Source organism: Delftia sp. WSY_7 (assembly GCF_043104845.1).
Classification (GTDB): domain Bacteria; phylum Pseudomonadota; class Gammaproteobacteria; order Burkholderiales; family Burkholderiaceae_C; genus Comamonas; species Comamonas tsuruhatensis.
Genome location: NZ_JBICLB010000032.1, coordinates 1 through 24,558, shown reverse-complemented (window position 1 = coordinate 24,558; position 24,558 = coordinate 1). Strand labels below are relative to the sequence as shown.

The following is a 24,558-nucleotide window of genomic DNA, read 5'->3' as shown; positions in this document are numbered from 1 at the left end:
CGCGTCACCGCATCACTGACCACCGAGCGCGGCGGCCATGCCCGAGATGCTCTCGTCCATGGAAGCCGACTCGAACATGCTTTGCTGCAGAAAGGCCGCCATGGCCGGCTGCAGCCGTATCGCCTCGTCCATCTGCGGGTCCGAGCCCGCCATGTAGGCGCCGACCTGGACCAGGTCCCGGCCCTTCTGGTAGCGCGAATAGACAGCGCGAAAGCGCCGCGCCAGCTCGAAGTGCTCGCGCGAGACCACGTTGTGCATCACGCGCGAGGCCGATTGCTCGATGTCGATGGCCGGGTAGTGGCCCGACTCGGCCAGCGCCCGCGACAGCACGACGTGGCCGTCCAGAATGGCGCGTGCCGCATCGGCGATCGGGTCCTGCTGGTCGTCGCCCTCGGACAGCACGGTGTAGAAGGCCGTGATCGATCCCACGCCGTTGAGGCCGTTGCCGCTGCGCTCGACCAGGGCCGGCAGCTTGGCAAAACACGACGGCGGATAGCCCTTGGTGGCCGGTGGCTCGCCAATGGCCAGCGCGATCTCGCGCTGGGCCATGGCATAGCGCGTCAGCGAATCCATGAGCAGCAGCACATGCTGGCCCTTGTCGCGGAAATGCTCGGCAATGGCCGTGGCGTAGGCGGCACCCTGCATGCGCAGCAGCGGCGGCGCATCGGCCGGCGCGGCCACCACCACGGCGCGGCTGCGGTCCTGTGCGCCGAGGATGTCCTCGACGAATTCCTTGACCTCCCGGCCGCGTTCACCGATCAGGCCGACGACGATCACGTCCGCCTGGGTGTAGCGCGCCATCATGCCCAGCAGCACGGACTTGCCCACGCCCGAGCCTGCGAACAGGCCCAGCCGCTGGCCCCGGCCCACGGTGAGCAGGGCGTTGAGCGAGCGCACGCCGGTGTCCAGCGTCTCGCGCACCGGGTCGCGGTCCATGGCGTTGATGGGGTTGCGGTCCAGCAGATCGGCCGTGACGTCGGCCAGCGGCCCGCCATGGTCCAGCGGCTGCCCCTGCGAATCCACGACACGGCCCAGCAGGCCGCTGCCGATGGGCAGGCGCAGCACGCCGGCCGCCATGGACACGGGCTCTTCGGGACCGTCGCCAAAGCGCAGCGGGGCGACAAAGGGTTCGGCCGGCGTCACGATGGCGCCGCTGGACAGCCCCTGGATGTCGCCCGCAGGCATCAGGAACGCACGCTCGCCGGCAAAGCCGACGACTTCGGCCAGCACCGGGTCCTGGCCTGCCTGGCGTATCCAGCATTGCGAGCCCACCGGCACCTGCAGGCCCGTGGCCTCCAGCACCAGGCCGGTCAGGCGCGTGAGCGTGCCGTGGGTTTCCAGCGGAATGTCGCTGTGCAGGCGGGCGCGGGCATTGGACAGCAGCTGCTGCCAGGGCTTGCCTGCATCGGCCAGGGAGGCATCAACCGGCATCGCGTTCTCCGTCATACCAGGTGGAGACCAGGCCCAGCGCGGCCACGGCGCGGCGCCAGCGCTTGTCCATGCCGGCATCGACCTGGGCACCGCCCGATTCCACGCGCACATCGCCCTGGGCCACGCCAGCGTCGCTGATCCACTGCACCTTGGACTGGGCGCCATGCTCGGCGCGCAGCGCCTCGTCCAGCACGGCGAAGTCGGCAGGGTTCAGGCGCACGGTGGCGGCGCGGCCGTCGGAGGCCAGCATGTCCAGCGCCTCGCGCACCACGGGCAGCAGGGCCTGGGGCTGGCTGCGCAGCTCCTGGCGGACCACCTGGCGCGCGATGTCGCAGGCCAGGTTCAGCAGTTCCTGCGCCGCATCCGCCTGCAGCTGCTTGAAGCCGGCGTCCAGGCCGGACAGCAGCGCGTCCACGCGCTGCGCCGTCTCTCGGCCCGTGCCGGAGACATAGTCATCCATGTGCTGCTGCCACTGCTGCCGGGCTTCCTGGCGGCCTTGCTCCAGGCCCTCGGCATGGCCTTCGGCGCGTGCCTGCTCCAGCAATTCATGCAGCCGCTCCTCGTCCACGGCGGGGGTGGATGCCGCCGTGCCTGGCGCGTCGGCGTCGACATCCAGCACCATGGAATCGGCGTCCAGCCGGGGCGCATCGGAGCGCCCGGGCAGCGACAGGCTGTGGAAGCCGGACGAGGAAGCGGGTGTGCGCGCCATGCCGGCGCCACCGGGTGCAGCCTGTGCATCGGGGGCGCCCTGAATGTTCGGCAGGCCGGGCAGGCTTTGCAGGCCGCCCATGTGGTCCACGGCACCAAAGCGCCACTGCACCACCTGGCGCTCGTCAATCTCCTCGGAGGGAATGAAGCGCGAGTTCATCCCACTAGACATAGCTGTCCTCCGCGCCGCTGCCGATGGTGATCTGGCCTTCTTCGGCCAGACGGCGCACCACCTTCAGGATTTCCTTTTGCTGCGCTTCCACTTCGGACAGGCGCATCGGGCCGCGGCCTTCCAGGTCCTCGCGCAGCGACTCGGCCGCACGCATGGACATGTTGGCCAGGATCTTGTCGCGCACTTCCATCGAACCGCCCTTGAGCGCGATGATCAGCGTCTCGGACACCACTTCGCGCAGCACCAGCTGCACCGAGCGGTCGTCCAGTTTGACCAGGTCGTCGAACACGAACATCTTGTCCATGATCTTCTGGGCCAGGTCCGGGTCGTAGTTGCGGATGGTGTCCAGCACGGCCACGTCGGCATTGCCGCCGAGGTTGTTGATCATCTCGGCCGCCGTCTTGACGCCGCCCAGCGAGGTCTTGCGGATCTTGTCGCCGCCGGCCAGCACCTGGAACAGCACTTCGTTGAGGTCCTTGAGCGCGGTCGGCTGAATGCCTTCCAGCGTGGCCACGCGCAGCATGACTTCGCTGCGAAAGCGTTCGGGCAGCTGCATCAGCACGGCAGCAGCCTGCTCGTGCTCCAGGTGCACCAGGATGGCGGCCACGATCTGCGGATGCTCGCCGCGCAGCAGTTCGGCCACCGACAGCGGGTCCATCCACTTCAGGCTTTCGATGCCGGAGACATCGCCGCCCTGCAGGATGCGGTCGATCAGCAGCGCGGCCTTGTCGTCGCCCAGCGCGCGCTTGAGCACCGAGCGCACATAGCCGCTGGCGTCGTCCACCAGCAGGCTTTGCGCGGCCGCGTCATCGGCAAAGCGGTTGATGACGAAGTCCACCTTCTCGCGCGAGACGCCGCGCATGTGCGCAATGGTCTCGCCGAGCTTTTGCACTTCCTTGGGTGTGAGGTGCTTGAACACCTCGGCCGCTTCCTCCTCGCCCAGGGAGACCAGCAAGATGGCGGCGTCGTTCAGGCCTCGTTCGTCCATATCTCAGCAATCCGTGTTTGGCAGGCTCAGGTGGCCTCGCCGTTGATCCAGGTCTTGACGATGTTGGCCACCGCGATCGGGTTCTGCTTGGCCAGTTGGCGCGCCTGCTCCAGGCGCACCTGCTCCTGTGTGGGAGACAGATCGACAGCGGGTCCGGCCAGCGCCGGACGGTCCAGCTGTTCGCCCTCGATGGCATTGAGCTGACCGCCCACGGCAGCCGTCTTGCGGCCCTTGAGCATGGGTCGCACCAGGCCCAGCAGCAAGATGGCGCCGAACAGGGCCAGGCCGATGGGCACGCCCAGGCTGCGGGCCATGTCCAGCACTTCGGGCTGGCGCCACAGCGGCACCTCGGCCGGCGCTTCGTCCTGCACAAAGGGTGTGCTGACCAGGTTGACCGAGTCACCGCGCTCGGCGCTGTAGCCCACGGTCTCGCGCACCAGGGTCAGCAGTTGCGCCTGCTGCGCCGCCGTCAGGCCGCGCGCTGCGGCGGCAACGGTGGCGGCATCGGTGGCGCCACCGGCTGCATTCGGCGCAGCGGCCGCCACCAGGGGCGCATTGATGACCACGGCGGCCGTCAGGCGCTTGATGCTGCCCGTGCTGCCGCGTGTGTGGCGCACGGTCTTGTCCACTTCGTAGTTGGTGATGGACTCGCGCTTGCTGGCAGAGCGCACGGCGTTCTGTCCATCGGCCGCCTGGGGTGCGGGATTGGCGCCATTGACCGGCGCGGACGCGTTCTGGGGCGGCTGGTTGCTGGTGGCGCCGGGGATGCCGGTGGGCTGGGGCGGCTTTTGCTCGCCCGTGCTCTCCACCACCTGCTGGCTGCGCACCACGCCCGCGTCGGAGGACTGGTTGGGGCGGTGCTGCTCCGAGGTCGATTCGGTCTGGCTGAAATCCATCTCGGCCGAGACCTGGGCCTTCACATTGTTCTTGCCGACCACAGGCTCCAGGATATCCAGGATGCGGCGCACGTACTGCTGCTCGATCTGCTGGGTGTAGTTCAGCTGCTGCATGTCCACGGCGTTGGCGTTGCCGTCGGGCGACTGCGACAGCAGCTTGCCCGAATCGTCGAGGATGCTCACGGCCGTGGGCGCCATCTCGGGCACGCTGGAGGCCACCAGGTGCACGATGCCCGCGATCTGCGTGCGGTCCAGCACGCGGCCGGGGTACAGGCTCAGCAGCACCGAGGCCGAAGGCTTTTGCTGCTCGCGGAAAAAGCCGTTCTGATTGGGCAGGGCCAGATGCACGCGTGCGCTTTGCACGGCGGCCAGGGCCTGGATGGAGCGCGTCAGCTCGCCTTCGAGGCCGCGCTGGAAATTGAGGCGTTCCTGGAACTGGGTGATGCCGAACTTGCTGTTTTCCATCAGCTCGAAGCCCGTCACCGAACCCTTGGGCAGGCCCTGGGTGGCCAGCTTCAGGCGCACATCGTGCACGCGGTCGGACGGGATGAGGATGGCGCCGCCGCCTTCCGTGTAGCGGTATGGCACGTTCATCTGCGACAGCTGGGCGACGATGGCGCCACCATCCTTGTCGCTCAGATTGGAGAACAGCACCTTGTAGTCCGGCTGGCGGTAGAACATGGCCGCCGCCCCCACGGCGACAACCAGCAGCACGGCGATCGCGCCCCAACGCAGGCGCTGGCCACGGTCCATGGCCGTCCAGCGCTGCTGCAGGGCAGGCTGGGGGACGGGAGTGGCTTGGGGGACAGGGATTTCAGCGACAGCAGACATCTTGGTTCCAGGTGTTCGAGCCCTGCACACACAGGACCCTAGCGTGCTGTCGATTATTCGAAGTCCGCCGCTTCACATTCGCCCGATAAGCGCGCCGTTTGACCTTCTATTTGCCCGGATGCGAAAACCCTGCCGACCTACGATCTCGTCATCTTGCTAACTCCGATGGAATGTGTCATGGACCTTCGCATCCCCAGTACCACCTCTCCCCTGTACGGCACCCAGCTCCCCAAAGGCGTGGGCGCAGGCGACGCATCGACCAAAGTGGCGGCTGGCGGCTTCAGCCAGGCCCTTCAAGGCGCGCTGCAGTCCGTCAGTTCAGCCCAGAACCACTCCAGCCAGCTGCAGCGTGAAGTGCAGCTGGAGAACCCGGCCGTCAGCCTCGAAGAAACCATGATCGCCATGCAAAAGGCACAGATCGGCTTCCAGGCCACGATGCAGGTGCGCAACCGGCTCGTGCAGGCCTATACCGACGTGATGAACATGCAGGTCTGAGGACGTCCGGCCCCGGCCGGACCCTCTTTGCCCACCCAAACCGCAGACCGCAGACCGCAGACCGAACAGCATTTGCGCGCACCATCGCATGGCTGCGTCTTTCCGGCACGCGCAGGATCCGGCCTTCTTCAAGGCGTTGTTCCGCTTTCGCCGAACCGGGCCTTTGCCCACCCTCCCCATTCCTGGCCGCCCGTCACCGCACGGCCCAAAGCCCCCCGTCTTTTTCAGCAAGCGTGACCTCCTCCCGCGCATGGAGGGTCGCCTGCCGATGCGCAGCCCTGCCTGCACCGGCCGGCAGGCGCGTCACGCCGACGCCACCCCGGAAAAGACAAAACCCTCGGGCACGCGTGCCGGAGGGTTGATCAGGACAGGAAAAAAGGAAGAAGGAGGCTGCTTCAGCTGGCCGAGTGGTAGATGCGCGCCTTGCCCGGTCCGGCGTGAGGGTTTCCATACAGGTCACGTCCATACGTGGCCTGGTCCGAAGCCTGGGGAATCAGCGCCGCCGCCTGGTGCTGGGCCACCACCGCCATGCGCGCCAGCTGGTCGCGCTGCATGGCCATCTGCTCGCCCAGAGCCTGGGCGCGCTCGCGCAGCTCCTGCGTCCAGTCGGCCGAGCTGAAGCGGCGGGCCAGTTCGGAAAACGCCGCCATGGCATCGCGCAGCCGGGTACTGGACTGCTCCAGCGCGACCGCATCCTTCGATTGCAGCGAGGCGGACACCATCCGGACCACCGCGTCCAGGGAATCGAGCATCTCGCTGAGAGTCATGGGACAGGCCTTGCTGAAAAAAGAAAGCGCGTGCTCGCGCCGGAAGGAAAAAACCGAGAAAGAACCGAACCCGCGCTCAGACGCGCGAGTGCGAGAGGAATTCCTCGGAGTTGGCCAGCAGCTTGTCGGCCACGGCGTCGGCGTTCACGCGGAAGGTGCCGTTGGCAATGGCTTCGCGGATTTCCTTGACGCGGTTGGCATCGAAGTCGGCGGTGGCACGACCAGTTTGGTCCAGTGCGCGGGCCGAGTTCGAGAACGACACGGGAACACCGGCCGCCTTGGCAGGCTGGGCCTGTGCGGAGGATTCCTCGCTGGCAATGGCGCTGGCTGTCTTGGGCTGCTTGGCGGCGGCCTGGGAGGCAGCGGCGGGCAGTTCCGGTTTTTGACCTATCTTCATCTTGATTCTCCAATCGCCCTGGCGGCGTAAGGCGCTGTGCCTAGCTTTCGACTGCCTGGAACAAAACTTGAGGTTTTTTTACTGCACCAGCACCACGCCCTCGGGATTCACCACCCCGGAGATGAGCCGGCCATTATCCATGCGAACCCGCACGGTCTGGCCTTCGCCGGCGGCAGACATGGCCTTGCCCGACGATGTGACGGAAAAACCACCACCATTGACCAGAACACGCACTTCGGCACCCACCGCGAACAGCGCCGGCGTGCGCAGCATGTTCTGGCGCAGTGCCTGGCCTGCGGCCAGCGGGCGGGAAGCCACCAGGCCCACCCAGTCCTGCTGGTTGGCGTAGACGGCGGCCGAATCCTCGGCCCAGTCCACCTCGGCCTGGACGGCGTCGTCGGCCGACAGCGGGCGGCCCGAAGGCACGCCGTTTTGCAGCACCCAGGCAGGCCCCCAGGCCTTGACCGTGATGGGCAGGAACACATTCCAGGCCACGGCGCCCTGCAGGCAGCGCAGGCCCAGGCGGGTACGGCCCCACAGGCGCGAGCCTGCGGGCAAATAGGGTTCGACCTTGGCGCAGGCGGCCAGGCGCAGGCGGGGATCGAGCTGGCCCATCTGCACTTCCATGCGCAGGGGCAGGGCGCCCGCACCGGCCATGCCCTGCTGCAGGGCCTCGTCGGCAAAGCGCTGGCCGATCTGGCTGAGCTGGGCCGCGCCATCGGGCGCGTTCTGCGCGAACGCGCTGCCTGCCAGCGATGCTCCAGCGGCGAGCGCAGCGCATGCGGCGGCGCGGGCGAAGGCTCGGGCGGCGGAAGGCGGATGGGCGGTGCTGAAGTTCGACATGGCTGGGGCTCCTGACTTGCTCCGGCACCCCGTCAGGATGGGCGGGATACATGGAGCGATGCCAGCAAATATAGGGCGGGCGCCGTTTTCCGAAGCGCCGAACTGCGCAGGCAAACGCGCTTTCTTTGCGCTTTAGCGTTCGGGCCCGATTTCCATAATCGACGCATGCCGCAGTCCGTGGGCTGCCGCCATTTCGTCAACCGATCACCGCAAATCCCAGAGGGCGAGGCCGACATGCTCGACAAGATGACTGAACGACTGGATTTCCAGAGCAAGGCGCTGGTGCTGCGCGCCGAGCGCCAGCGTGCAATCGCCAGCAACATCGCCAATGCCGACACCCCGGGCTATGTGGCACGCGACTTCAATTTCCGCGAGGCGCTGACGGCCGTCACCTCCGGCCCCTCGCCCATGACGCTGGCCAGCGTCAGCCAGGGCGGCCACATTCCGCTGCCTGCCGCCGCCTCGGGGCAGAGCGCGCAAAGCCATCTCGGCTACTCGGTGCAGGCCCAGACCAACATGGACAACAACACCGTGGACCTGGACCGCGAACGCGCCAACTTCGTCGACAACGCCGTGCGCTACGAAGCCACGCTGCGCTTTCTGAACGGCCAGGCCAAGACCATGCTGTCGGCCATCCAGGGCCAGTAAGCCGGCGCCACAGACCACAGGAGCTTTCCCATGTCCATGTTCTCCATCTTCAGCATCTCCGGCAGTGCCGTCAGCGCCCAGTCCCAGCGCCTGAACGTCGTGGCCTCGAACCTGGCCAACGTCGATGCCGTGGCCGGCCCCGACGGCAAGGCCTACCAGGCGCGCCAGGTGGTCTTCCAGACCGTGCCCATGGGCGAGGAAGGCTCCTCGGGCGTGCGCGTCAGCGCCATCAGCCAGGACAACACGCCGGGCCGCCGCATCCACGATCCCCAGCACCCGCTGGCCGATGCCGAAGGCTATGTGACGCATTCCAACGTCAGCGCCGTGGACGAGATGGTCAACATGATCTCGGCCTCGCGCTCCTACCAGAACAACGTCGAGGTCATGAACACGACCAAGTCGCTGCTGCTCAAAACCCTGCAGATGGGCCAGTGAGCCCCGTCCGCACCACATTCCAGGAGCCACTCCCATGATCTATGGCGCAGGCAGCGTCGCCAGCACGGCCGACCTCAACAGCAAGAACACCACGAGCAATTCGAACACCGACCCCGCAGCAGCGCAGGACCGCTTCCTGAAGCTGCTGGTCGCGCAGTTGAACAACCAGGATCCCATGAATCCGATGGACAACGCGCAGATGACCTCGCAGATGGCGCAGATCAACACCGTCACCGGCATCCAGCAGTTGAACAAGACCATGGAAAGCATGGCCGGCCAGTTCACGGCCATGCAGGTGCTGCAGGGCACGCAGATGATCGGCCGCACCGTGCTGACCGAGGGCAACACCCTGGGCGTGGGCAAGGAAAAGTCCTATACGGCGGCCTTCGACCTCGAAGGCCCGGCCGCCGATGTCAAGGTGCAGATCACCACGGCCGGCGGCGAGCTGGTGGACACCGTCGAGCTGGGCAGCGGCACCGCGGGCCGCAACTACTTCACCTGGGACGGCAGCAAGTACACGGGCGATGCCAGCCAGCTGCGCTACACGGTGCAGGCCACGAATGCCGACAAGGCCGTGGCCTCGACCACGCTGTCGCCCCACGCGGTGCTTGCCACGGGCACCACCGACGGCAAGCTGACGCTGGAGCTGGACGACGGCACCAACGTCGCCTACACCTCCGTCAAGGCCGTGTACTGAACACCGCACCAAACACCCCAAACCATCGCAGGAGCACACCATGGGATTCCAACAAGGCCTCTCGGGTCTGAACGCCGCCAGCAAGAACCTGGACGTGATCGGCCACAACATCGCCAACGCCAACACCACGGGCTTCAAGTCCTCGCGCGCCGAGTTCGCCGAGGCCGTGGCCAGCGCCGTCGGCTCGGCCAGCGGCCAGAACAGCGGCATCGGCGTCAATGTGGCCGCCGTGACCCAGCAGTTCCGCCAGGGTCCGATCACCACCACGGGCAACAACCTGGACGTGGCCATCAACGGCAACGGCTTCTTCGTGGTGCGCCAGCCCGATGGCAGCACGGCCTATACGCGCGCCGGCAACTTCGGCCTGGACAAGCAGGGCAACCTCAAGACCGTGCAGGGCGACAACGTCATGGGCTACCCCGTGGACGCCACCACGGGCAAGGTACTGGCCGGCGGGCAGCCCGTGCCCATGGTCTTTCCTTCGGGCCAGCCGATCGCTGCCAAGACCACGACCAAGATCGACGTGTCGCTGAACCTCGATGCGCGCGCCACGCCCGCGGCAGGCGACCCCACAGCCACGCCTCCCGTTGCCGCCACGCCGCGCGCCACCTATGGCACCTCGATCAACGTCTATGACAGCCAGGGCGTGCCCACGCCGGTGCAGATGTACTTCGAGAAGGACGCGGCGTCCAACACCTGGAAGGTCTACGACGGCCTGGACGACCCCACGGCATCGCCGCCCAAGGTCGCCACCTTGCTGACCACCCTGGTGTTCGATGCCTCCGGCAAGATCACCAGCGGCAGCCCTGTGACTGGCGTGCAGATCAATAGCAGCAACCCCAACGCGCCCACGCCCGGCACCATCAACGGCACGGCCGGCGTGACGCTGGACTTCTCCAACGTCTCGCAGTTCGGCTCCAAGTTCGCGGTCAGCAGCCTCAAGCAGGACGGCTACACCGCAGGCGCGCTCACCGGCATCAATGTCGGCAACGATGGCTCCATCGTGGCCACCTACTCCAACGGCGTGACGCGCACCGAAGGCCAGTTGGCCCTGGCCGCCTTCACCAACACCCAGGGCCTGGGCGCCGTGGGTGACAACAAGTGGGTGGAAACCTCGGATTCGGGCCCGGCGCTCAACGGCACGGCCCAGTCCGGCACCTTCGGCTCGCTGCGTTCGGGCGCGCTGGAGGACTCCAACGTGGACCTGACCGCCGAGCTGGTGAACATGATGACCGCGCAGCGCGCCTACCAGGCCAATGCCCAGACCATCAAGACCCAGGACCAGGTCTTCTCGACCCTGGTGAACCTGCGCTGATAGCCAAGAACTGAGTCAGGAGAGCCGGCATGGACCGCATCATCTACACCTCCATGACGGGCGCCAACGCAGCGGCGCAGCGTCAGTCCGTGCTGGCCCACAACCTGGCCAATGCCGGCACCAATGGCTTTCGGGCCGAAATGTCCACCTTCCGCTCCGTGCCCCTGCAGGGCAGCGGCGCGGGCACGCGCGTGTTCGCGCTGGAGGCGACCTCCGGCTACGTGGACACGCCCGGCCCCACCCAGCGCACGGGCCGCGCACTGGACGCCATGGCCATGGGCCGCGCCTGGTTCGCCGTCCAGGGCCTGGACGGCCAGGAAGCCTACACACGCAACGGCGTGTTCGAGGTTTCCCCCGAGGGCCAGCTGGTCAACAGCAACGGCCAGGCCGTGCTGTCGGACGGCGGCGGCCCCATCGACATTCCGCCCGAGTCCACGATTTCCCTGGGCTCCGACGGCACGCTGACCGCCAAGACCGGCAACCAGCTGCCCGTGGCCGTGGGCCGCGTCAAGCTGGCCACGCCGGCCGAGGACGCTGCGCTGGTGCGCGGCAACGACGGCCTGTTCCGCACGGGCAACGGCGAGCCGCTGCCCAACGACGAGAACGCCCGCCTGCTGTCGGGTGCCATCGAAGGCTCGAACGTGAATTCGGTGGAGACCATGGTCGGCATGATTGCCGCCGCCCGCCAGTTCGAGACCCAGATGCGCCTGCTGCAGACCGCAGAAACCAATGACAAGACGGCCAGCCAACTCTTGAGCATGAACGGCTGAAAGCACTGAAAAGGAAAACGCCATGATCAATTCGCTGTTCATCTCCAAGACCGGCATGGAAGCCCAGCAGACCCAGCTGGATGTGATCTCCCACAACCTGGCCAACGTCTCGACCACGGGCTACAAGCGCGCCAGCGCGGTGTTCGAGGATCTGATCTACCAGAACCTGCGCCAGTCGGGCGCCCAGACCACCGAGCAGAACCAGCTTCCCACGGGCCTGCACCTGGGCCTGGGCGTGCGCACGGTGGCCACCTCGCGCAATTTCCTGCAGGGCGCCCTGCAGCAGTCCAACAATGCGCTGGACGTGGCCATCGACGGCAACGGCTTCTTCCAGGTCAACATGCCCGACGGCACCACGGCCTATACCCGCGACGGCTCCTTCCAGGTCGATGCCCAGGGCCAGCTGGTGACTGCCAGCGGCATGCCCATCGCCAACGGCGTCACCATTCCCCAGGGCGCGACCAAAGTGTCGATCAGCCCCGAGGGCGTGGTCAGCGTGACCATGGCCGGCCAGGCCGCGCCCCAGCAGGTGGGCAATATCGCGATGAGCCAGTTCATCAATCCGGCCGGCCTGGAGCCGCGCGGCCAGAACCTGTTCACGGAAACCGCTTCCTCGGGCCAGCCCCAGCAGGGCCAGCCCGGTGTCAACGGCATGGGCATGATCAAGCAGGGCTACCTGGAAGGCTCGAACGTGAACGTGGTGCAGGAGCTGGTGACCATGATCCAGACCCAGCGCGCCTATGAAATGAATTCCAAGGCCATCCAGACGTCGGACCAGATGCTGGCCAAGCTGGCGCAGTTGTAATTGATCTCTCCCCCTGAGCGGCTTCGCCGCTTCCCCCTCTCTACTCGCTTCGCGAGGGAGGGGGACGACGCCCTCGCTGCGGGGCGGCCCTTGCTCGGCGTCCCTGACCTGGGCCGCGCCGGTCTCCGGGGTCGCGCCACATGCCTATGGCTCGCCAGGTTCATGCGAAGCATGGATCACTGAAACACCGGGAACATCGCCATGACCCAACGAACCTTCTCCCTTTCCGCGACGGGCACATGCCTGGCGCTGGCGGCAGTCCTGTCGGGCTGCACGACGCTCAATGACCCGCCGCCGGTGGACATGCCGTCCACGGCGCCGCCGGTGCTGCCGCAGCCCGCCCCGGTGGCGGGCAGCCCCACGGGCAGCCTGTTCAACGCGGCCAGCTACCGGCCCGGTTTCGAGAACCGGCGTGCGCGCCTGGTGGGGGACCTGGTGACGGTGCAGATCGTGGAGCGTGTGACGGCCAGCCAGAAGTCGGATTCTGGCCTCAAGCGGTCCAACAAGACCACGGCCGGGATTTCGGCGCTGCCGCTGTTTTCGGGCAATGCGCTGGCCAATCTCAAGGACCGCTCCAACATCGGCTTCAACAACAACAACGACTACACGGGCTCGGGCTCGACGTCCAGCGACAACACGTTCACGGGCGCCATCAGCACGACGGTGGTCGATGTGCTGCCCAACGGCCATCTGGTGATCGCCGGAGAAAAGCAGATCGGCGTGAACCACAACGTGGATGTGCTGCGCTTCACGGGCACGGTGGACCCGCGCACCATGCAGCCCGGCAGCCTGGTCGCCTCGACCCAGGTGGCCAATGTGCGCGTGGAATCGCGCAGCCGCGGGCAGGCCGGGGAAGCGCAGTCAATTGGCTGGTTGTCCCGGTTCTTTTTGAACGTTATGCCGTTCTGATTCTCCGGAGAATGGACAGCATGAAAGTACTGTCCATGCTCCTGACATTGCGCCAAGCGCAGCGCCCCTTCTGGGTTGCAGCCGCCCTCGGCGCCAGCATGCTGACCCTGCCGGCGCATGCAACACGCATCAAGGAGGTCGCTGCCATCCAGGGCGTGCGCAGCAACCAGTTGACCGGCTACGGTCTGGTGGTCGGCCTCGACGGCACGGGCGACCAGACCACCCAGATGCCCTACACCAAGCAGGCCCTGGCCAACTACCTGGAGCAGATGGGCATCTCGCTGCCCGCCACAGGCAACGCGGGCCAGCTGCAGCTCAAGAACGTGGCGGCCGTGATCGTCACCGCCGAGCTGCCGGCCTTTGCCCAGCCAGGCCAGACCATCGACGTGGTCGTCTCCTCCGTGGGCAATGCCAAGTCGCTCAAGGGCGGCACCCTGGTGACCACGCCGCTGCGCGGTGCCGACGGCGAGATCTACGCGCTGGCCCAGGGCAACCTCGTGGTCGGCGGCGCCGGCGCCTCGGCCGGCGGCTCCAAGGTACAGATCAACCACCTGAGCGCGGGCCGCGTGCCGCAGGGCGCCCAGGTCGAACGCGCCGTTCCCACCCCGATCAACGAAGGCGACAGCATCACGCTGGGCCTGAACGCCACCGATTTCCAGACCGCCGACAAGGTGGTGCGCGCCATCAACCAGCGCATGGGCCAGGGCGTGGCGCAGGCGCTGGACGGGCGCACCGTGCGCGTATCCGCGCCCCAGGACCCGGGATCGCGCGTGCGCATGATCGCCGAGATCCAGGAGATGCCGATCGAGACCTCCAAGCCCTCGGCCAAGGTCGTGATCAACGCACGCACGGGCTCCATCGTGCTCAACCAGGCCGTGACCCTGGGCCCCTGCGCCATCGCCCATGGCAACCTGGCCATCACCATCAGCACCACGCCGGTGATCAGCCAGCCCGGCGCCTTCTCGCAGGGCCAGACCGTGGTGGCCCAGAAGTCCGACATCCAGATCAAGCAGGAGCCCGGCAACATCATCAACATGCCCGGCTCCCCGCAGCTCACCGACGTGGTGCGCGCACTCAACACGCTGGGCGCCACGCCCCAGGATCTGCTGGCCATCCTGCAGGCCATCAAGGCCGCAGGCGCTCTCAACGCCGAACTGGAGGTGATATGAGCATCGCACTTCCCAATGGATCGCAGACTGCGGCCAGCAATGCGCTGGCGGCCGACGCCCGGTCCCTCAACGCACTCAAGTTCGCGGCCGGCGAGAACAGCCCGCAGGCCGCGAAGGAAACCGCCAAACAGCTGGAATCGCTGTTCATGCGCGAGATGATCAAGAGCATGCGCGAGGCGACCATGAAGTCCGGCCTGCTCGACAGCGCACAGGGCAACCTCAGCACCGACATGCTGGACCAGCAGCTGTCGGTGGCCATGTCGGGCCAGCCCGGCGGACTGTCGGATGCCATCACGCGCCAGCTGGCCCGCACCATGGGCTCGGAAGCCGCCGAGGATGCCGAGATCTCCGTGCCCTCCACGCTGAGCATGAGCCGCATCGCCTGGCGCAGCACGGCCACCAATGCCAATGGCGCCGCCGGCGGCACCGCTGCCATCGGCGCCTGGAGCGGCAGCCGCAGCAGCGCGGCCCAGTCCGTCAACGCCTACGCACCCGCGCCCAAGGGCCGCGACAACTTCGTGGCCCACCATGGCGACGCCGCGGCGCGCGTGGCGCAGGAAAGCGGCATTCCGGCCGCCTTCATGCTGGGCCAGGCCGGCCACGAGACCGGCTGGGGCAAGAGCGAGATCAAGAACGCCGATGGCAGCAATGCCCACAACCTCTTCGGCATCAAGGCCGGCAAGGGCTGGACGGGCAAGGTCGCCGAGGTCACGACCACCGAATACATCGACGGCGTGGCGCGCAAGGTCACGGCCAAGTTCCGCGCCTACGGCTCCTACGAGGAGTCCTTCCGCGACTATGCGCGGCTGATCACCAGCAATCCGCGCTACGAGAAAGCCATGGGCAAGACCGACTCGGCCCTGGCCTATGCGACCGAGCTGCAGAAAGCCGGCTACGCCACCGATCCCGAATACGCCAGCAAGCTCAGCCGCGCCATCCAGAGCGCCGTGCAGAGCGCGGCACGCGCACAAGCCTAAACCGAGAACACGCCATGAGCCTTTTGAACGTCGGATCCCGCGCCCTGATGGCGAATCAGATCGCCCTGCAGACCACCGGCCACAACATCGCCAACGTCAACACGGCCGGCTACTCGCGCCAGAGCGTGGCCTTCCAGACCTCGCCGGGCCAGAACATGGGCAGCGGCTACATCGGCAATGGCGTGGATGTGAACACCATCCTGCGCAACTTCAACGAGTTGCTGAACCGCCAGGCGGCCACGGCCAGCGCCGTGTCGGCGGCCGATTCGGCGCGCGCCACCTCGCTGGCGCAGATGCAGGAAGTGTTCAGCGGCGGCAAGACCGGCCTGGGCGCGGCCATCACGGACATGATGAATTCGTTCGGCGATGTGGCCGGCGCGCCCACCGACCCGTCGGCACGCCAGGTGGCGCTCACGCGCATGAACGAGCTGGCGGCGCGCTTTCGCTCGGCATCGGCCCAGCTCGACGAGCTGGACTACAGCGCCAAGCAGCAGATGGGCAACGATGTGACCGTGGTCAACAGCCTGGCTGGCCAGGTGGCCACGCTCAATGCGCAGATCAGCCGCTCCATCGCCTCGGGCCAGACGCCCAACGACCTGCTGGACCAGCGCGACCAGCTGGTGCGCAATATCAACAAGTATGTGCAGACCAGCCAGATCCCCGCGGACGACGGCACCATCAGCCTGTTCGTGGGCGGCAGCCAGCCGCTGGTGCTGGGCTCCAGTTCGGCCCAGCTCACGCTCAAGGAGGCCACGGAGTTTCCGGGCAGCGGCAAGATGGCCCTGTACTTCCAGCAGCCCGGCGGCCAGAGCGTGGAGCTGACGCCCTCCATGCTGGGTGGCGGCGAGATCGCCGGCCTGCTGCAGTTCCAGGGCAGCGACCTGACCGAGGGCCGCAACCTGCTGGGCCGCATGGCACTGGCCATCGGCGACACGCTGAACCAGCAAAACAACCTCGGCCTGACGCTGTCGGGACAAAGCGGCAGCAATCTGTTCAAGCTGTCCATGGTCAGCAACGGCTCGACCACGGGCGCCCAGTGGACAGGTGCCACCACGCCGACAACCACGGTGGTCGATGCCAGCCAGCTCAAGGCCTCCGACTACCAGGTCGTCTTCGGCAGCACGGCCCCAGCGGGCAAGGTCATCCGCCTGTCGGACGGCAAGGTCACGGACTTCACCGACATGGCCGACCTGAGCTCCAAGGAGATCGACGGCCTGCGCTTCGACCTCAAGGCCGAAGGCGTGCAGGGCAACTCCATCCTGTTCCGCCCCATGGCGGCAGGCGCCCACGACATCCAGGCCGCCGTGCACTCGCCCAACGACCTGGCCGTGGCCAACCCCGTGGCCGCCAGCATCAAGTCCCTGGGCGACGCCACGCTGCAGATGGGCGGCATCCAGGTCAGCGCGGGCTTCGACCTGTCGACCTTTGCCGGCGCCGAGGTGTCGTTCAGCAAGAACGCTGCCGGACAGCTGGAGTACACCATCACCCCGGCACCGGCAGGCGGCATCCCGGCCACGGGCCTGTACACCTCCGGCCAGGCCATCCAGCTGGCGCCGGGCCTGCAGGTCAAGATCACCGGCACGCCCGCCATCAACGGAACCAACAGCGACAAGGTCACGCTGGGCAAGGCCACCGATCCGCAATACGGCACGGCCTACCAGCGCGATGCCGGCAATGCCAGCTCCTTCCTGGCGCTGCGCGACAGCAAGCTCTTCGATGGCTCGACCACGCTGAGCGACGGCTTTTCCACCGCCATGGCCCAGGTGGGCACCCGCACACAGAGCGCGCAGTACGCGGCCAAGCTGTCCGAGACCATCGCCAAGAACCTGGAGGCGGACCGCACGGCCGTCTCGGGCGTGAACCTCGACGAAGAGGCCGCCAAGCTGCTGCAGTACCAGCAGTCCTACCAGGCATCGGCCAAGATGCTGCAGGTCGCGCAAAGCATTTTCGACAGCGTTCTGCAGACCGTGGGCCGCTGATCACAGGACAGGAGCATTCCACCATGAGCATCTCCCGCATTGGCACGGCCAACATGTACGAAAGCACCATCAACAACCTGAACTCGCGCAACACGAGTCTGGTGGACCTGATGGAAAAGACCACTTCCGGCAAGCGCGTGGTGCGCGCCAGCGACGACCCCGTGGCCGCCGCCCAGGCCGAGCGCGCGCTCACGCGCATCTCCCGCTCGGAAAACGACCAGCGTGTGCTGGGCCTGCAGCGCGATGTGATGGCCCAGGGCGAATCCAAGCTGGGCACCGCCCACGACGCGCTCAAGGACTTCCGCGACCTGATCCTGCAGTCCGGCAACGGCTCCTATGACCAGAAGGCGCGCGATGCGCTGGTGCAGCAGCTCGAAAGCATACGCAACCAGGTGCTGAGCTACGCCAATGCCAAGGACTCCAACGGCCTGCCCATCTTCCGCGGACTGGGCAGCAAGGAAGACCCTCTCACCAACGGCAACCCCGGCACCAATTCCCAGCTGCAACCGGGCCAGGCCACGGGCAGCGAAAACGGCCTGCCGCTGGCGCTGGACGGCTTTGCGACCTGGATGAACGTGCCCACGGGCAACGGCGTGTTCGCCGTGACGCGCCAGTCGCCCACGGGCAGCTCGGCCTATGCCGACCTGGGCACGGTGTCGGACCCCAGCGCCATCACGGGCGCCAGCTACACCCTGAATTTCACCAAGGACGCCACGACGGGCGCCCTGAGCTACACCGTCACCTCCGGTGGCACGACCGGCCCGGCCGTTCCCTACACGGCCGGAGACACCATCACCGTGGGCGGCATGTCGATGAAGATCTCGGGCAACCTGGCCACGGGCGACAGCTTCACGCTGGGCCCCAGCCAGCGCACCGACCTGTTCAGCGTGCTGGACAACGTGATCGCGGGCGTGAAGAACGGCGCCACCGATGCCGGCGCCATGCAGCAGGCGCTGGGCCGCGGCCTCAACGAACTCGACGCCGGCATGAGCCGCGTCCAGGCCATGCGCAGCTTCGCCGGCGACCAGCTCAACCGCGCCGACCGCCTCGAAGACGACATGAAGAACCAGGCGGACCAGCAGGAAGCAGCGCGCTCGCGGGCCGAAGACATCGATATGATCAAGGCCCTCTCCGATGTGGACATGCAGAAGGTGGGCATGCAGGCGGCCTTGCAGTCCTACGCCTCGATCCAGAAACTGTCACTGTTCAACTTCATCAACTGATAACCGCCCGCGCATGCATCCATGGTCCAGTCCGTCCTGAGCTCTCTGACCCTCGGCTATAGGCCGCTCTGGAACCAGGCCCGCCGTCTGGCGGGCGTGCAGCTTTATCTTCACGAGGAGCCCGGCGTCCAGGCCGACGTGGCCCACCTGCTGCGCATACTGCGCGAGACCTGGGGCACGCAGTCGCCGCCGGTGCTGCTGTCGCCCCAATCCCGCCAGGTGCTGTGCGACCTGCTGGAGAACGCCTCCAAGGGAAGCCCCTGGATCGAGGTACGCGGCGACTGGCTGCAGGACTCCGCCATCTATGACCTGGTGCGCCAGGCCCATGCGCGCGGCCTGATGCTGGTCTGGCGCGGCCCGCTGTCCGACGTGCCCGACGCCCAGGCCGCCCACTGGTTTGCCAGCAGCCTGCTGCACCTGCCGCCCGAAGGCGCCTCGGGCATGCCCAATCAGACCGTGCTGGCGCTGCAGCAGGCCGCGCAGGCCGCCGAAGCGCCGACCAAGCTCCAGGCCCTCAAGCAGGCCGCCAGGCCCGCCCCCACCCTGCCCCCCCTGCAGCTGCTGGGCGGCCAGATGTATGAAGGGCTGGAAAGCCTGGCTCTGGCCGATCTGTGCCTGGACAGCTTCCATGCGGGCGCCATCGCCGGCTGGCCCGTGGCCGATGCATTGCATGCCCAGCGCCATCACCCCGCCCTGCCCAGCCGCGACACCGTGCTTGCGCTGATGCGCGCCGTCGATGCCGAGCAATCGCTGGAAGCCTTCGAGCAGATCCTGGGCGAGGACCCCATCCTGGCCTATCGCTTCATGCTCTACACCAACTCCGCGGCCCTGGGCCTGCGGGGCAATGTGGACTCGCTGCGCCGCGGCCTGGTGATGCTGGGCTACGGCACGCTGCAGCGCTGGCTGTCGGACCAGCTGCCCCACGCCTGCACCGAGCCCAGCCTGATACCCGTGCGCACCGCCATCCGGCTGCGCGCCAGCCTGACCGAACGCCTGATCGAAGCCGGCATCAGCCACGACCTGCAGCGCGAGGTCTATCTGCTGGGCCTGTTCTCGCAGCTGGACCAATTGCTGGGCGAGCCCCTGCCCACCGTGCTGCGCCGCGTACCACTGTCCGAACGCGTCTTCGACGCGGCCGTGACGCGCACCGGCCCCTACGCGCCGGCCCTGATGATGGCCATTGCGCTGGAATCCGACGATCCCGCACCGATTCGCCAGCTGCGCGAAGACAACGACTTCGAGATCGAGGACGTCAACCGCAACCTGCTGCGCATGCTCAGCGAACTGCAGGTGCAGCCCGCGCCGGCGGCCTGATCGATATACGGCGACCCACAGCGGCCGAACCTGCGGCCTGATCTGCAGCCGCTGCCATCCGCAGATTCCGCCCATGAAAAAACCGCCTGGATCTCAGGCGGTTTTTTCATGTCCGGCAGGAAGCTGCAGATGCAGCTGCCGCCGTCAGGCCATGGCTCAATGCATGGCGTGGGGCTGACCGTCGAACATGTGCTCGAACTGTGCCAGCCAGGGCTCGGCCAGCGTGCGGATCTGGGCATCGTTGCGCAGGATGCGCTGCATGATGCGGGCCTTCTCCTTGCGTTGCTCAGGCGCCAGCGGCTCGTCATGGGACTTGAGCCGCAGCTGCTCGATCAGCACGGCACAGGTGCCTTCGTAGCGCGTCACTCCCTCCCAATCCTTGTTCTGTGCGGCCTGCAGCATCTTGGCGCTGCTGTCTTCTATGGCCCGGTAAAAGTCAATCAATGTCAACTCCATTTCTAGGTCCCGGCAACGGCTGGCGTATCGGAGATATCGCTCCAGCCTTGCGCGATCGGCGCCAGAACGTCTTGGACCGATTGCAGCAATTGCACATCGTTGCGCAGATTGGCGAATGTCAGTTGGGTGATGCTGTAGTCATAAACCGTGATCAGGTTCTGGGCCAATTCCCCGCCCTGGTCAACATCTACGGCTGCCTTGAGGCCCTCCTCGAGAATGCGTACCGCCTTGCCGATCTGGATGCCCTTTTCTTCAATGCTGCCGCGCTGCATGGCGCCCTTGGCCGCATTCAGAGATGCATCCAGGGCATTGAACAATAGCTGAATCAGCATATGAGGGGATGCTCCATTCACAACCGACTGAACACCTACCTGGTTGTAAGCGCTAGCCCCACGGCGGTTGAACATCGAATTCATTCCAGCGTTCCTTGGTGTCTTGTTACCATGATTTTCGGCATCCAGGCGAGAAACTGAAGCCTCGCCTTGCATGCTGGACAAGCCTGATACGCAGGCTCGTCTCAATCATTAGACCTGAGGCCTATCTGTTCCACTGGCTTACTTGCTGTGACAGGTAAGAGCTAAGCACCGAGCTCGATCCCATCTTCTTGTCCAACGCTGCGTACTGTGTACGCATGCGCTGTTCAAAGGCTTCGGCGCGCTCGTTGACGCGGTCCTGGGCCTTGGTGTTGTCCTTCTTGAGCTGCTGTAAGCCCTTGGTCTTGGCATCAAACACCCCTGTGTCGAATTCGAGGACCTTGTCGGCGTACTCCTTCATCCGCAGGGCCAGGCCCTTTGTCTCTGGCTTGTCGGACTCGCCTTCCGCAGCAAAGACCTGCGCCAGCTTGCTGGGATCCTTCAGAACCGCTTCCAGATTGGACTTGTCCTTGGCAAGCGTGCCGAAGGCCAGCTTGCCGCCCTTGCCCAACTGTATGCCCAGGTCCGACAGGTTGATGCCACCGATCTGGGAAGCAAGCACCTCGCGCAGACCATTGGTCAGACCAACCATAGTGGAGTCACCTTGCATGACGCCGGCAGTCTTGCTCTCGGCATCGTACTTGGTGGACGCCACAAGCTTGTCGCTGATGGCGTTGTAGGCATCCATGAAGGCCTGGATGTTCTTCTTCATACCTTCGGTGTCAGAGACGACAGTCAGCAGTGTGGGTTCTCCGGTCTTGGTGGCTTGATTGACCGTGAAGCTCAAACCGGGGATGGTGTCCTTGAACTCGTTTGTCGCCGATTCCACCTTGATGCCGTTGACCGTGGCCTTGGCATTCTGTGCCAGTTGAACCACGCCACCATTGCTCGTATCACCGTTGGTCGCCTGTCCCGCATAGGCCAGGGAAGACAGATTGGCATCCGCGCCCGTCGCCTCGACGGTGAACTGGGCATCAGCGCCGGAATTCTTCGAACGCATGAGCAGCCGTTCGCCGTTCGCATCCTTGATCACGGAGGCGACCACGCCACTTTCACCCTGCTTGGCATTGATGGCCGCGACAACCTTGTCCATGGTCATCGATTCGCTGATCTGGACCTCGGTGGTCTTTCCTCCCATGGTGAACTTCAGCGTCCCGGGCCCGAAGTTCGAGGCAGCGGCAAAGCTCTTCGATGCCAGCGACTGGTTGCGAGCCACCTGGTCCACATCGATCTGTGTGCTGCCGGGCATCGCGCTGCCGGTCACGCTCACGGAAACCGCCGTGTTCGACGCCGTCGCCGTCGTCAGCGCCCAGGCATCCTTGTCGGCTAGTTTTCGGGCCGAGTCAGACAAGGTCGACATGAGCGACTTGATGCTGCCGACCGTCGAGATCTTGGTGTCAAGGGAAGATGCAGCCGTCTGCAACTGCACCAGAGGCTGCTTTTGCAGCGTCACCAACTGCGAAATCATCGATTCCACATTCAGGCCGCTGCCAATCCCCGCTGCTGTCAATGCCATAACGTACTCCTTTTTAGTGCTACGGGCCTAGAGCCTGTGCTGCGCCAGCGCACAAGGCTCCCAGGGCACGCGCAAGCCGCACGGCATGCAAGGAGCCCCACCACCAATGCTTCGGCATGCCGACCCCAGACTTGAGGCCATGCCGCCGCTTTTTTTTCGCGTTTCTTTACTGGATCAACTTGAGTACCGACTGGGGCAGCTGATTGGCCTGGGCCACCATCGCCGTGCCGGCCTGCTGCAGGATCTGCGTGCGACTCAGGTTGGCGGTTTCGGCGGCGAAGTCCGCATCCATGATGCGCGAGCGCGAGGCAGCCGTATTTTCCGATGCGACCTGCAGGTTGGCAATCACGGCTTCGAAGCGGTTCTGGGCTGCGCCGAAGGTGGCGCGGGTGTTGTTGACCTCATCCAGAGCCTTGTCGATTGCATCCATGGAGCTCCTGGCCGCAGCGGCATCGGTAGCGGTGCCCTGCAACGAGCCAAGAGCGCCGTCCAGGGTATCGACCACACGCGTGTTGGCTCCAGCCCCGACGGTAGCCTGGGTCACGCCCAGACCGCCATTGGCTGTCGCGGTCGCGAGATTCACGGCATCCAGTTGAATCTGGTTGTCCGTGCCAACATTCGCACCGACCTGGAATACGGCAACAGCACTGGTATTCAGCAGTTGGCGGCCATTGAACTGAGTGCTCGAGACCACACGGGCAATTTCCTGGGCCAGCTGTTGATACTCCTTATCCAGCGACGAGCGGTCATTGCTGCCATTCGTGTCGTTGGCCGCCTGCACGGCCAACTCACGCATGCGCTGGAGATTTTCGCCGATCTTGCTCAATGCGCCTTCAGCCGTCTGCGCCATGGAAATGCCATCGTTGGCATTGCGCATGGCCACATTCATGCCGCGCACCTGGGCATTCATGCGCTCGGCGATCGCCAGACCCGCTGCATCGTCCTTGGCACTGTTCACTCGCAGACCCGAAGACAGGCGCTGCATGGTGGTGGACAGTGAGGACTGCGACGTGTTGAGGTTGCGTTGCGCGTTCAGCGAAATGAGATTGGTATTGATGGTGGATGCCATGTGGCAACTCCTCGTTAGGCATGGACAATGGCTAGCCGCTCCGTGACCACAGGCCACCGAACGTCAGACAGCACGCCAGACACCGCCTAGCTCCGCCAATCTGATGCCATGCATTGTCCCGACGAGGCATGAGCCCAAAGCAGCGATAAAAACGGGCATCCCCCCCCAATTCGCGTCATTCCGCCGCTCCCGCCTGGTTACTCTAAGTGCGCACTTTCACCTCCTGCGCCCAGGCGCGCTCACCCTATGACCCGAACCCTTTTGCACGTTGGATGCGGCCCGCAACGCAAGTCCTCCACCTCTCCCGGCTTTCAGAGCGATGACTGGCAGGAACTGCGCCTGGACATCGATGCACGCGTAGAGCCGGACCTCATCGGCACGATGACGAACATGTCCGCCGTGGCGGATGCTTCCATTGATGCAATCTATTCCAGCCACAACATCGAGCACTTGTATCCGCACGAAGTTCCGCTTGCCCTTGCCGAGTTCCGACGCGTGCTCAAACCCGATGGTTTCGCCATCATCACCTGTCCCGATCTGCAGTCCGTCTGCGCTCTGGTGGCCAATGGCCAACTGACCGACCCCGCCTATATTTCGCCGGCCGGCCCCATCAGCCCGCTGGACATCCTATATGGCCTGCGCAGCTCCATGGCCCAGGGCAACCTCTACATGTCGCATCGCTGCGGCTTCACGGACAAGACCATGAACGATGCCCTGCGTGCCGCAGGCTTTCCGATCGTGGCGTCCGTGGCACGTCCCGAGTCCTATGACATCTGGGCGATCGCCAGCAACAGTACACGCGAGGAGGAAGAGATCCGCGACCTCGCCAGGCAGTATTTCCGGCTATAAAACACGCGCAAACGTAAAAAACCCGGCTAGGCCGGGTTTTTACTTTTCAGCATGCCGCCGTGATACGGCCTGCCATTCTCAGCGCAGCAGGGCAAGAACGCCCTGGGGCAGCTGGTTGGCCTGGGCCACCATGGCCGTGCCAGCCTGTTGCAGGATCTGGGCGCGGCTCAGGTTCGAGGTTTCACCAGCGAAGTCGGCATCCATGATGCGACCACGGGCTGCCGCAGTGTTTTCCGAGGCCACTTGCAGGTTGGCAATCGTTGCTTCGAAACGGTTCTGGGCCGCGCCGTAGTCGGCACGCATACCGTTGATGTTGTCCAGCGCCGAGTCGATGGCATCAACCTGGGCCAGCGCTGCAGACTCGACTGATCCCAGGCTTGCTGTGGAGTCGCTCAGGCTGCCAAGGCTCGTTGCCGAGGACACCACCACATTGATCTGGTTGTCGGCTGCAGTATTGGCACCCACCTGGAAAGTGAAGCTGGCATC

26 protein-coding genes are annotated in these 24,558 nt (G+C 65.7%); 14 read left to right on the top strand and 12 right to left on the bottom strand.

Annotated elements, in window-relative coordinates; genetic code table 11:
• Positions 1 to 12 precede the first annotated feature (12 nt).
• Genes fliI through fliF form a run of 4 tightly spaced genes read right to left on the bottom strand, consistent with a single transcriptional unit; the run spans position 13 to position 5,026 of the window.
• Positions 13 to 1,431 carry a flagellar protein export ATPase FliI gene (fliI, locus tag ACF8ME_RS12040; protein ID WP_016449321.1) on the bottom strand — a complete coding sequence of 473 codons (1,419 nt, stop codon included), beginning with the start codon at positions 1,429 to 1,431 and terminating at the stop codon, positions 13 to 15.
• Positions 1,421 to 2,311: a FliH/SctL family protein gene (locus ACF8ME_RS12035; RefSeq protein WP_016449320.1), complete on the bottom strand. Its 891-nt coding sequence runs from the start codon at positions 2,309 to 2,311 to the stop codon at positions 1,421 to 1,423. Before ACF8ME_RS12035 ends, fliI begins: the two co-directional genes overlap by 11 nt.
• Positions 2,304 to 3,299 carry a flagellar motor switch protein FliG gene (gene fliG / locus ACF8ME_RS12030; RefSeq protein WP_012202571.1) on the bottom strand — a complete coding sequence of 332 codons (996 nt, stop codon included), beginning with the start codon at positions 3,297 to 3,299 and terminating at the stop codon, positions 2,304 to 2,306. The genes ACF8ME_RS12035 and fliG overlap by 8 nt, the downstream gene beginning before the upstream one ends.
• A 26-nt stretch (positions 3,300 to 3,325) precedes the next feature.
• Positions 3,326 to 5,026, bottom strand: a complete 1,701-nt coding sequence (gene fliF / locus ACF8ME_RS12025; RefSeq protein WP_026062017.1) for a flagellar basal-body MS-ring/collar protein FliF — start codon at positions 5,024 to 5,026, stop codon at positions 3,326 to 3,328.
• Between the two features lie 177 nt (positions 5,027 to 5,203).
• Here fliF and fliE point away from each other — a divergent pair, with 177 nt between their 5' ends.
• Positions 5,204 to 5,521 (top strand): flagellar hook-basal body complex protein FliE, encoded by a 318-nt coding sequence (fliE, locus tag ACF8ME_RS12020; protein WP_016449318.1) that lies wholly within the window; start codon positions 5,204 to 5,206, stop codon positions 5,519 to 5,521.
• Between the two features lie 395 nt (positions 5,522 to 5,916).
• Here fliE and ACF8ME_RS12015 read toward each other — a convergent pair whose 3' ends face one another.
• The 3 genes from ACF8ME_RS12015 to flgA all read right to left on the bottom strand — a co-directional run bounded on the left by ACF8ME_RS12015 (position 5,917) and on the right by flgA (position 7,528).
• Positions 5,917 to 6,288, bottom strand: coding sequence for a hypothetical protein (locus tag ACF8ME_RS12015; protein ID WP_212646774.1), 372 nt, complete (start codon positions 6,286 to 6,288; stop codon positions 5,917 to 5,919).
• Between the two features lie 76 nt (positions 6,289 to 6,364).
• Positions 6,365 to 6,685 (bottom strand): flagellar biosynthesis anti-sigma factor FlgM, encoded by a 321-nt coding sequence (gene flgM / locus ACF8ME_RS12010; protein ID WP_016449316.1) that lies wholly within the window; start codon positions 6,683 to 6,685, stop codon positions 6,365 to 6,367.
• Positions 6,686 to 6,763: 78 nt separating this feature from the next.
• Positions 6,764 to 7,528: a flagellar basal body P-ring formation chaperone FlgA gene (gene flgA / locus ACF8ME_RS12005; protein WP_016449315.1), complete on the bottom strand. Its 765-nt coding sequence runs from the start codon at positions 7,526 to 7,528 to the stop codon at positions 6,764 to 6,766.
• A 234-nt stretch (positions 7,529 to 7,762) separates the two neighbouring features.
• Between flgA and flgB the strand changes: the two genes are divergently transcribed.
• From flgB to ACF8ME_RS11945, 12 genes are all read left to right on the top strand, one after another.
• Positions 7,763 to 8,176 (top strand): flagellar basal body rod protein FlgB, encoded by a 414-nt coding sequence (gene flgB / locus ACF8ME_RS12000; RefSeq protein WP_013800365.1) that lies wholly within the window; start codon positions 7,763 to 7,765, stop codon positions 8,174 to 8,176.
• 30 nt (positions 8,177 to 8,206) lie between these two features.
• The gene (flgC, locus tag ACF8ME_RS11995; RefSeq protein ID WP_016449314.1) at positions 8,207 to 8,611 is read left to right on the top strand and encodes a flagellar basal body rod protein FlgC; all 405 of its coding nucleotides are present in this window, start codon (positions 8,207 to 8,209) and stop codon (positions 8,609 to 8,611) included.
• A gap of 34 nt (positions 8,612 to 8,645) precedes the next feature.
• Positions 8,646 to 9,308 (top strand): flagellar hook assembly protein FlgD, encoded by a 663-nt coding sequence (locus ACF8ME_RS11990; protein WP_016449313.1) that lies wholly within the window; start codon positions 8,646 to 8,648, stop codon positions 9,306 to 9,308.
• A gap of 40 nt (positions 9,309 to 9,348) precedes the next feature.
• Complete coding sequence (gene flgE / locus ACF8ME_RS11985) at positions 9,349 to 10,623, top strand: flagellar hook protein FlgE (RefSeq protein ID WP_392416614.1); 1,275 nt, start codon at positions 9,349 to 9,351, stop codon at positions 10,621 to 10,623.
• Between the two features lie 29 nt (positions 10,624 to 10,652).
• Positions 10,653 to 11,393, top strand: a complete 741-nt coding sequence (locus ACF8ME_RS11980) for a flagellar basal body rod protein FlgF (RefSeq protein ID WP_016449311.1) — start codon at positions 10,653 to 10,655, stop codon at positions 11,391 to 11,393.
• 22 nt (positions 11,394 to 11,415) lie between these two features.
• Positions 11,416 to 12,198 (top strand): flagellar basal-body rod protein FlgG, encoded by a 783-nt coding sequence (gene flgG, locus ACF8ME_RS11975; protein ID WP_012202560.1) that lies wholly within the window; start codon positions 11,416 to 11,418, stop codon positions 12,196 to 12,198.
• A gap of 201 nt (positions 12,199 to 12,399) precedes the next feature.
• Positions 12,400 to 13,107 carry a flagellar basal body L-ring protein FlgH gene (locus tag ACF8ME_RS11970; protein ID WP_012202559.1) on the top strand — a complete coding sequence of 236 codons (708 nt, stop codon included), beginning with the start codon at positions 12,400 to 12,402 and terminating at the stop codon, positions 13,105 to 13,107.
• Between the two features lie 20 nt (positions 13,108 to 13,127).
• The gene (locus ACF8ME_RS11965) at positions 13,128 to 14,276 is read left to right on the top strand and encodes a flagellar basal body P-ring protein FlgI (protein WP_016449310.1); all 1,149 of its coding nucleotides are present in this window, start codon (positions 13,128 to 13,130) and stop codon (positions 14,274 to 14,276) included.
• Positions 14,273 to 15,253 (top strand): flagellar assembly peptidoglycan hydrolase FlgJ, encoded by a 981-nt coding sequence (gene flgJ / locus ACF8ME_RS11960; RefSeq protein ID WP_016449309.1) that lies wholly within the window; start codon positions 14,273 to 14,275, stop codon positions 15,251 to 15,253. The genes ACF8ME_RS11965 and flgJ overlap by 4 nt, the downstream gene beginning before the upstream one ends.
• Positions 15,254 to 15,267: 14 nt before the next feature.
• Complete coding sequence (flgK, locus tag ACF8ME_RS11955) at positions 15,268 to 17,232, top strand: flagellar hook-associated protein FlgK (protein WP_034366512.1); 1,965 nt, start codon at positions 15,268 to 15,270, stop codon at positions 17,230 to 17,232.
• A gap of 23 nt (positions 17,233 to 17,255) precedes the next feature.
• On the top strand, positions 17,256 to 18,455 hold the full coding sequence (gene flgL / locus ACF8ME_RS11950; protein ID WP_016454332.1) for a flagellar hook-associated protein FlgL: 1,200 nt from the start codon (positions 17,256 to 17,258) through the stop codon (positions 18,453 to 18,455).
• A gap of 21 nt (positions 18,456 to 18,476) precedes the next feature.
• Positions 18,477 to 19,769 (top strand): HDOD domain-containing protein, encoded by a 1,293-nt coding sequence (locus ACF8ME_RS11945; protein WP_016449306.1) that lies wholly within the window; start codon positions 18,477 to 18,479, stop codon positions 19,767 to 19,769.
• 156 nt (positions 19,770 to 19,925) lie between these two features.
• Here the strand turns inward: ACF8ME_RS11945 and ACF8ME_RS11940 are convergent, their stop codons facing one another.
• The 4 genes from ACF8ME_RS11940 to ACF8ME_RS11925 form a co-directional block, all read right to left on the bottom strand.
• Positions 19,926 to 20,225, bottom strand: coding sequence for a flagellar protein FliT (locus ACF8ME_RS11940; RefSeq protein WP_016449305.1), 300 nt, complete (start codon positions 20,223 to 20,225; stop codon positions 19,926 to 19,928).
• 2 nt (positions 20,226 to 20,227) lie between these two features.
• Positions 20,228 to 20,641, bottom strand: a complete 414-nt coding sequence (gene fliS, locus ACF8ME_RS11935) for a flagellar export chaperone FliS (protein WP_013800356.1) — start codon at positions 20,639 to 20,641, stop codon at positions 20,228 to 20,230.
• Positions 20,642 to 20,762: 121 nt separating this feature from the next.
• Positions 20,763 to 22,154, bottom strand: a complete 1,392-nt coding sequence (gene fliD / locus ACF8ME_RS11930) for a flagellar filament capping protein FliD (protein ID WP_392416612.1) — start codon at positions 22,152 to 22,154, stop codon at positions 20,763 to 20,765.
• 166 nt (positions 22,155 to 22,320) lie between these two features.
• Positions 22,321 to 23,223, bottom strand: a complete 903-nt coding sequence (locus ACF8ME_RS11925) for a flagellin (protein WP_392416610.1) — start codon at positions 23,221 to 23,223, stop codon at positions 22,321 to 22,323.
• Between the two features lie 246 nt (positions 23,224 to 23,469).
• On the opposite strand from ACF8ME_RS11925, the gene ACF8ME_RS11920 reads away from it, so the two are divergent.
• Positions 23,470 to 24,072 (top strand): methyltransferase domain-containing protein, encoded by a 603-nt coding sequence (locus tag ACF8ME_RS11920; protein ID WP_013800353.1) that lies wholly within the window; start codon positions 23,470 to 23,472, stop codon positions 24,070 to 24,072.
• Positions 24,073 to 24,150: 78 nt separating this feature from the next.
• On the opposite strand, the gene ACF8ME_RS11915 is transcribed toward ACF8ME_RS11920, so the two are convergent.
• Positions 24,151 to 24,558, bottom strand: a 408-nt coding sequence (locus ACF8ME_RS11915; RefSeq protein ID WP_392416607.1) for a flagellin, incomplete at its 5' end; no start/stop codon positions are given.

Bases quoted from the DNA above. Each gene is read 5' to 3' on its own strand.
- flgJ (WP_016449309.1), top strand. From the start codon at position 14,273: ATGAGCATCGCACTTCCCAATGGATCGCAGACTGCGGCCAGCAATGCG.
- ACF8ME_RS11965 (WP_016449310.1), top strand. From the start codon at position 13,128: ATGAAAGTACTGTCCATGCTCCTGACATTGCGCCAAGCGCAGCGCCCC.
- flgE (WP_392416614.1), top strand. From the start codon at position 9,349: ATGGGATTCCAACAAGGCCTCTCGGGTCTGAACGCCGCCAGCAAGAAC.
- fliD (WP_392416612.1), bottom strand. From the start codon at position 22,154: ATGGCATTGACAGCAGCGGGGATTGGCAGCGGCCTGAATGTGGAATCG.
- fliS (WP_013800356.1), bottom strand. From the start codon at position 20,641: ATGAATTCGATGTTCAACCGCCGTGGGGCTAGCGCTTACAACCAGGTA.
- fliE (WP_016449318.1), top strand. From the start codon at position 5,204: ATGGACCTTCGCATCCCCAGTACCACCTCTCCCCTGTACGGCACCCAG.
- flgG (WP_012202560.1), top strand. From the start codon at position 11,416: ATGATCAATTCGCTGTTCATCTCCAAGACCGGCATGGAAGCCCAGCAG.
- ACF8ME_RS11945 (WP_016449306.1), top strand. From the start codon at position 18,477: ATGGTCCAGTCCGTCCTGAGCTCTCTGACCCTCGGCTATAGGCCGCTC.
- flgA (WP_016449315.1), bottom strand. From the start codon at position 7,528: ATGTCGAACTTCAGCACCGCCCATCCGCCTTCCGCCGCCCGAGCCTTC.
- ACF8ME_RS11925 (WP_392416610.1), bottom strand. From the start codon at position 23,223: ATGGCATCCACCATCAATACCAATCTCATTTCGCTGAACGCGCAACGC.
- ACF8ME_RS11920 (WP_013800353.1), top strand. From the start codon at position 23,470: ATGACCCGAACCCTTTTGCACGTTGGATGCGGCCCGCAACGCAAGTCC.
- ACF8ME_RS11970 (WP_012202559.1), top strand. From the start codon at position 12,400: ATGACCCAACGAACCTTCTCCCTTTCCGCGACGGGCACATGCCTGGCG.
- ACF8ME_RS11980 (WP_016449311.1), top strand. From the start codon at position 10,653: ATGGACCGCATCATCTACACCTCCATGACGGGCGCCAACGCAGCGGCG.
- fliF (WP_026062017.1), bottom strand. From the start codon at position 5,026: ATGTCTGCTGTCGCTGAAATCCCTGTCCCCCAAGCCACTCCCGTCCCC.
- flgL (WP_016454332.1), top strand. From the start codon at position 17,256: ATGAGCATCTCCCGCATTGGCACGGCCAACATGTACGAAAGCACCATC.
- fliI (WP_016449321.1), bottom strand. From the start codon at position 1,431: ATGCCGGTTGATGCCTCCCTGGCCGATGCAGGCAAGCCCTGGCAGCAG.
- flgB (WP_013800365.1), top strand. From the start codon at position 7,763: ATGCTCGACAAGATGACTGAACGACTGGATTTCCAGAGCAAGGCGCTG.
- flgC (WP_016449314.1), top strand. From the start codon at position 8,207: ATGTCCATGTTCTCCATCTTCAGCATCTCCGGCAGTGCCGTCAGCGCC.
- fliG (WP_012202571.1), bottom strand. From the start codon at position 3,299: ATGGACGAACGAGGCCTGAACGACGCCGCCATCTTGCTGGTCTCCCTG.
- ACF8ME_RS11940 (WP_016449305.1), bottom strand. From the start codon at position 20,225: ATGGAGTTGACATTGATTGACTTTTACCGGGCCATAGAAGACAGCAGC.
- ACF8ME_RS12015 (WP_212646774.1), bottom strand. From the start codon at position 6,288: ATGACTCTCAGCGAGATGCTCGATTCCCTGGACGCGGTGGTCCGGATG.
- flgM (WP_016449316.1), bottom strand. From the start codon at position 6,685: ATGAAGATAGGTCAAAAACCGGAACTGCCCGCCGCTGCCTCCCAGGCC.
- ACF8ME_RS11990 (WP_016449313.1), top strand. From the start codon at position 8,646: ATGATCTATGGCGCAGGCAGCGTCGCCAGCACGGCCGACCTCAACAGC.
- ACF8ME_RS12035 (WP_016449320.1), bottom strand. From the start codon at position 2,311: ATGTCTAGTGGGATGAACTCGCGCTTCATTCCCTCCGAGGAGATTGAC.
- flgK (WP_034366512.1), top strand. From the start codon at position 15,268: ATGAGCCTTTTGAACGTCGGATCCCGCGCCCTGATGGCGAATCAGATC.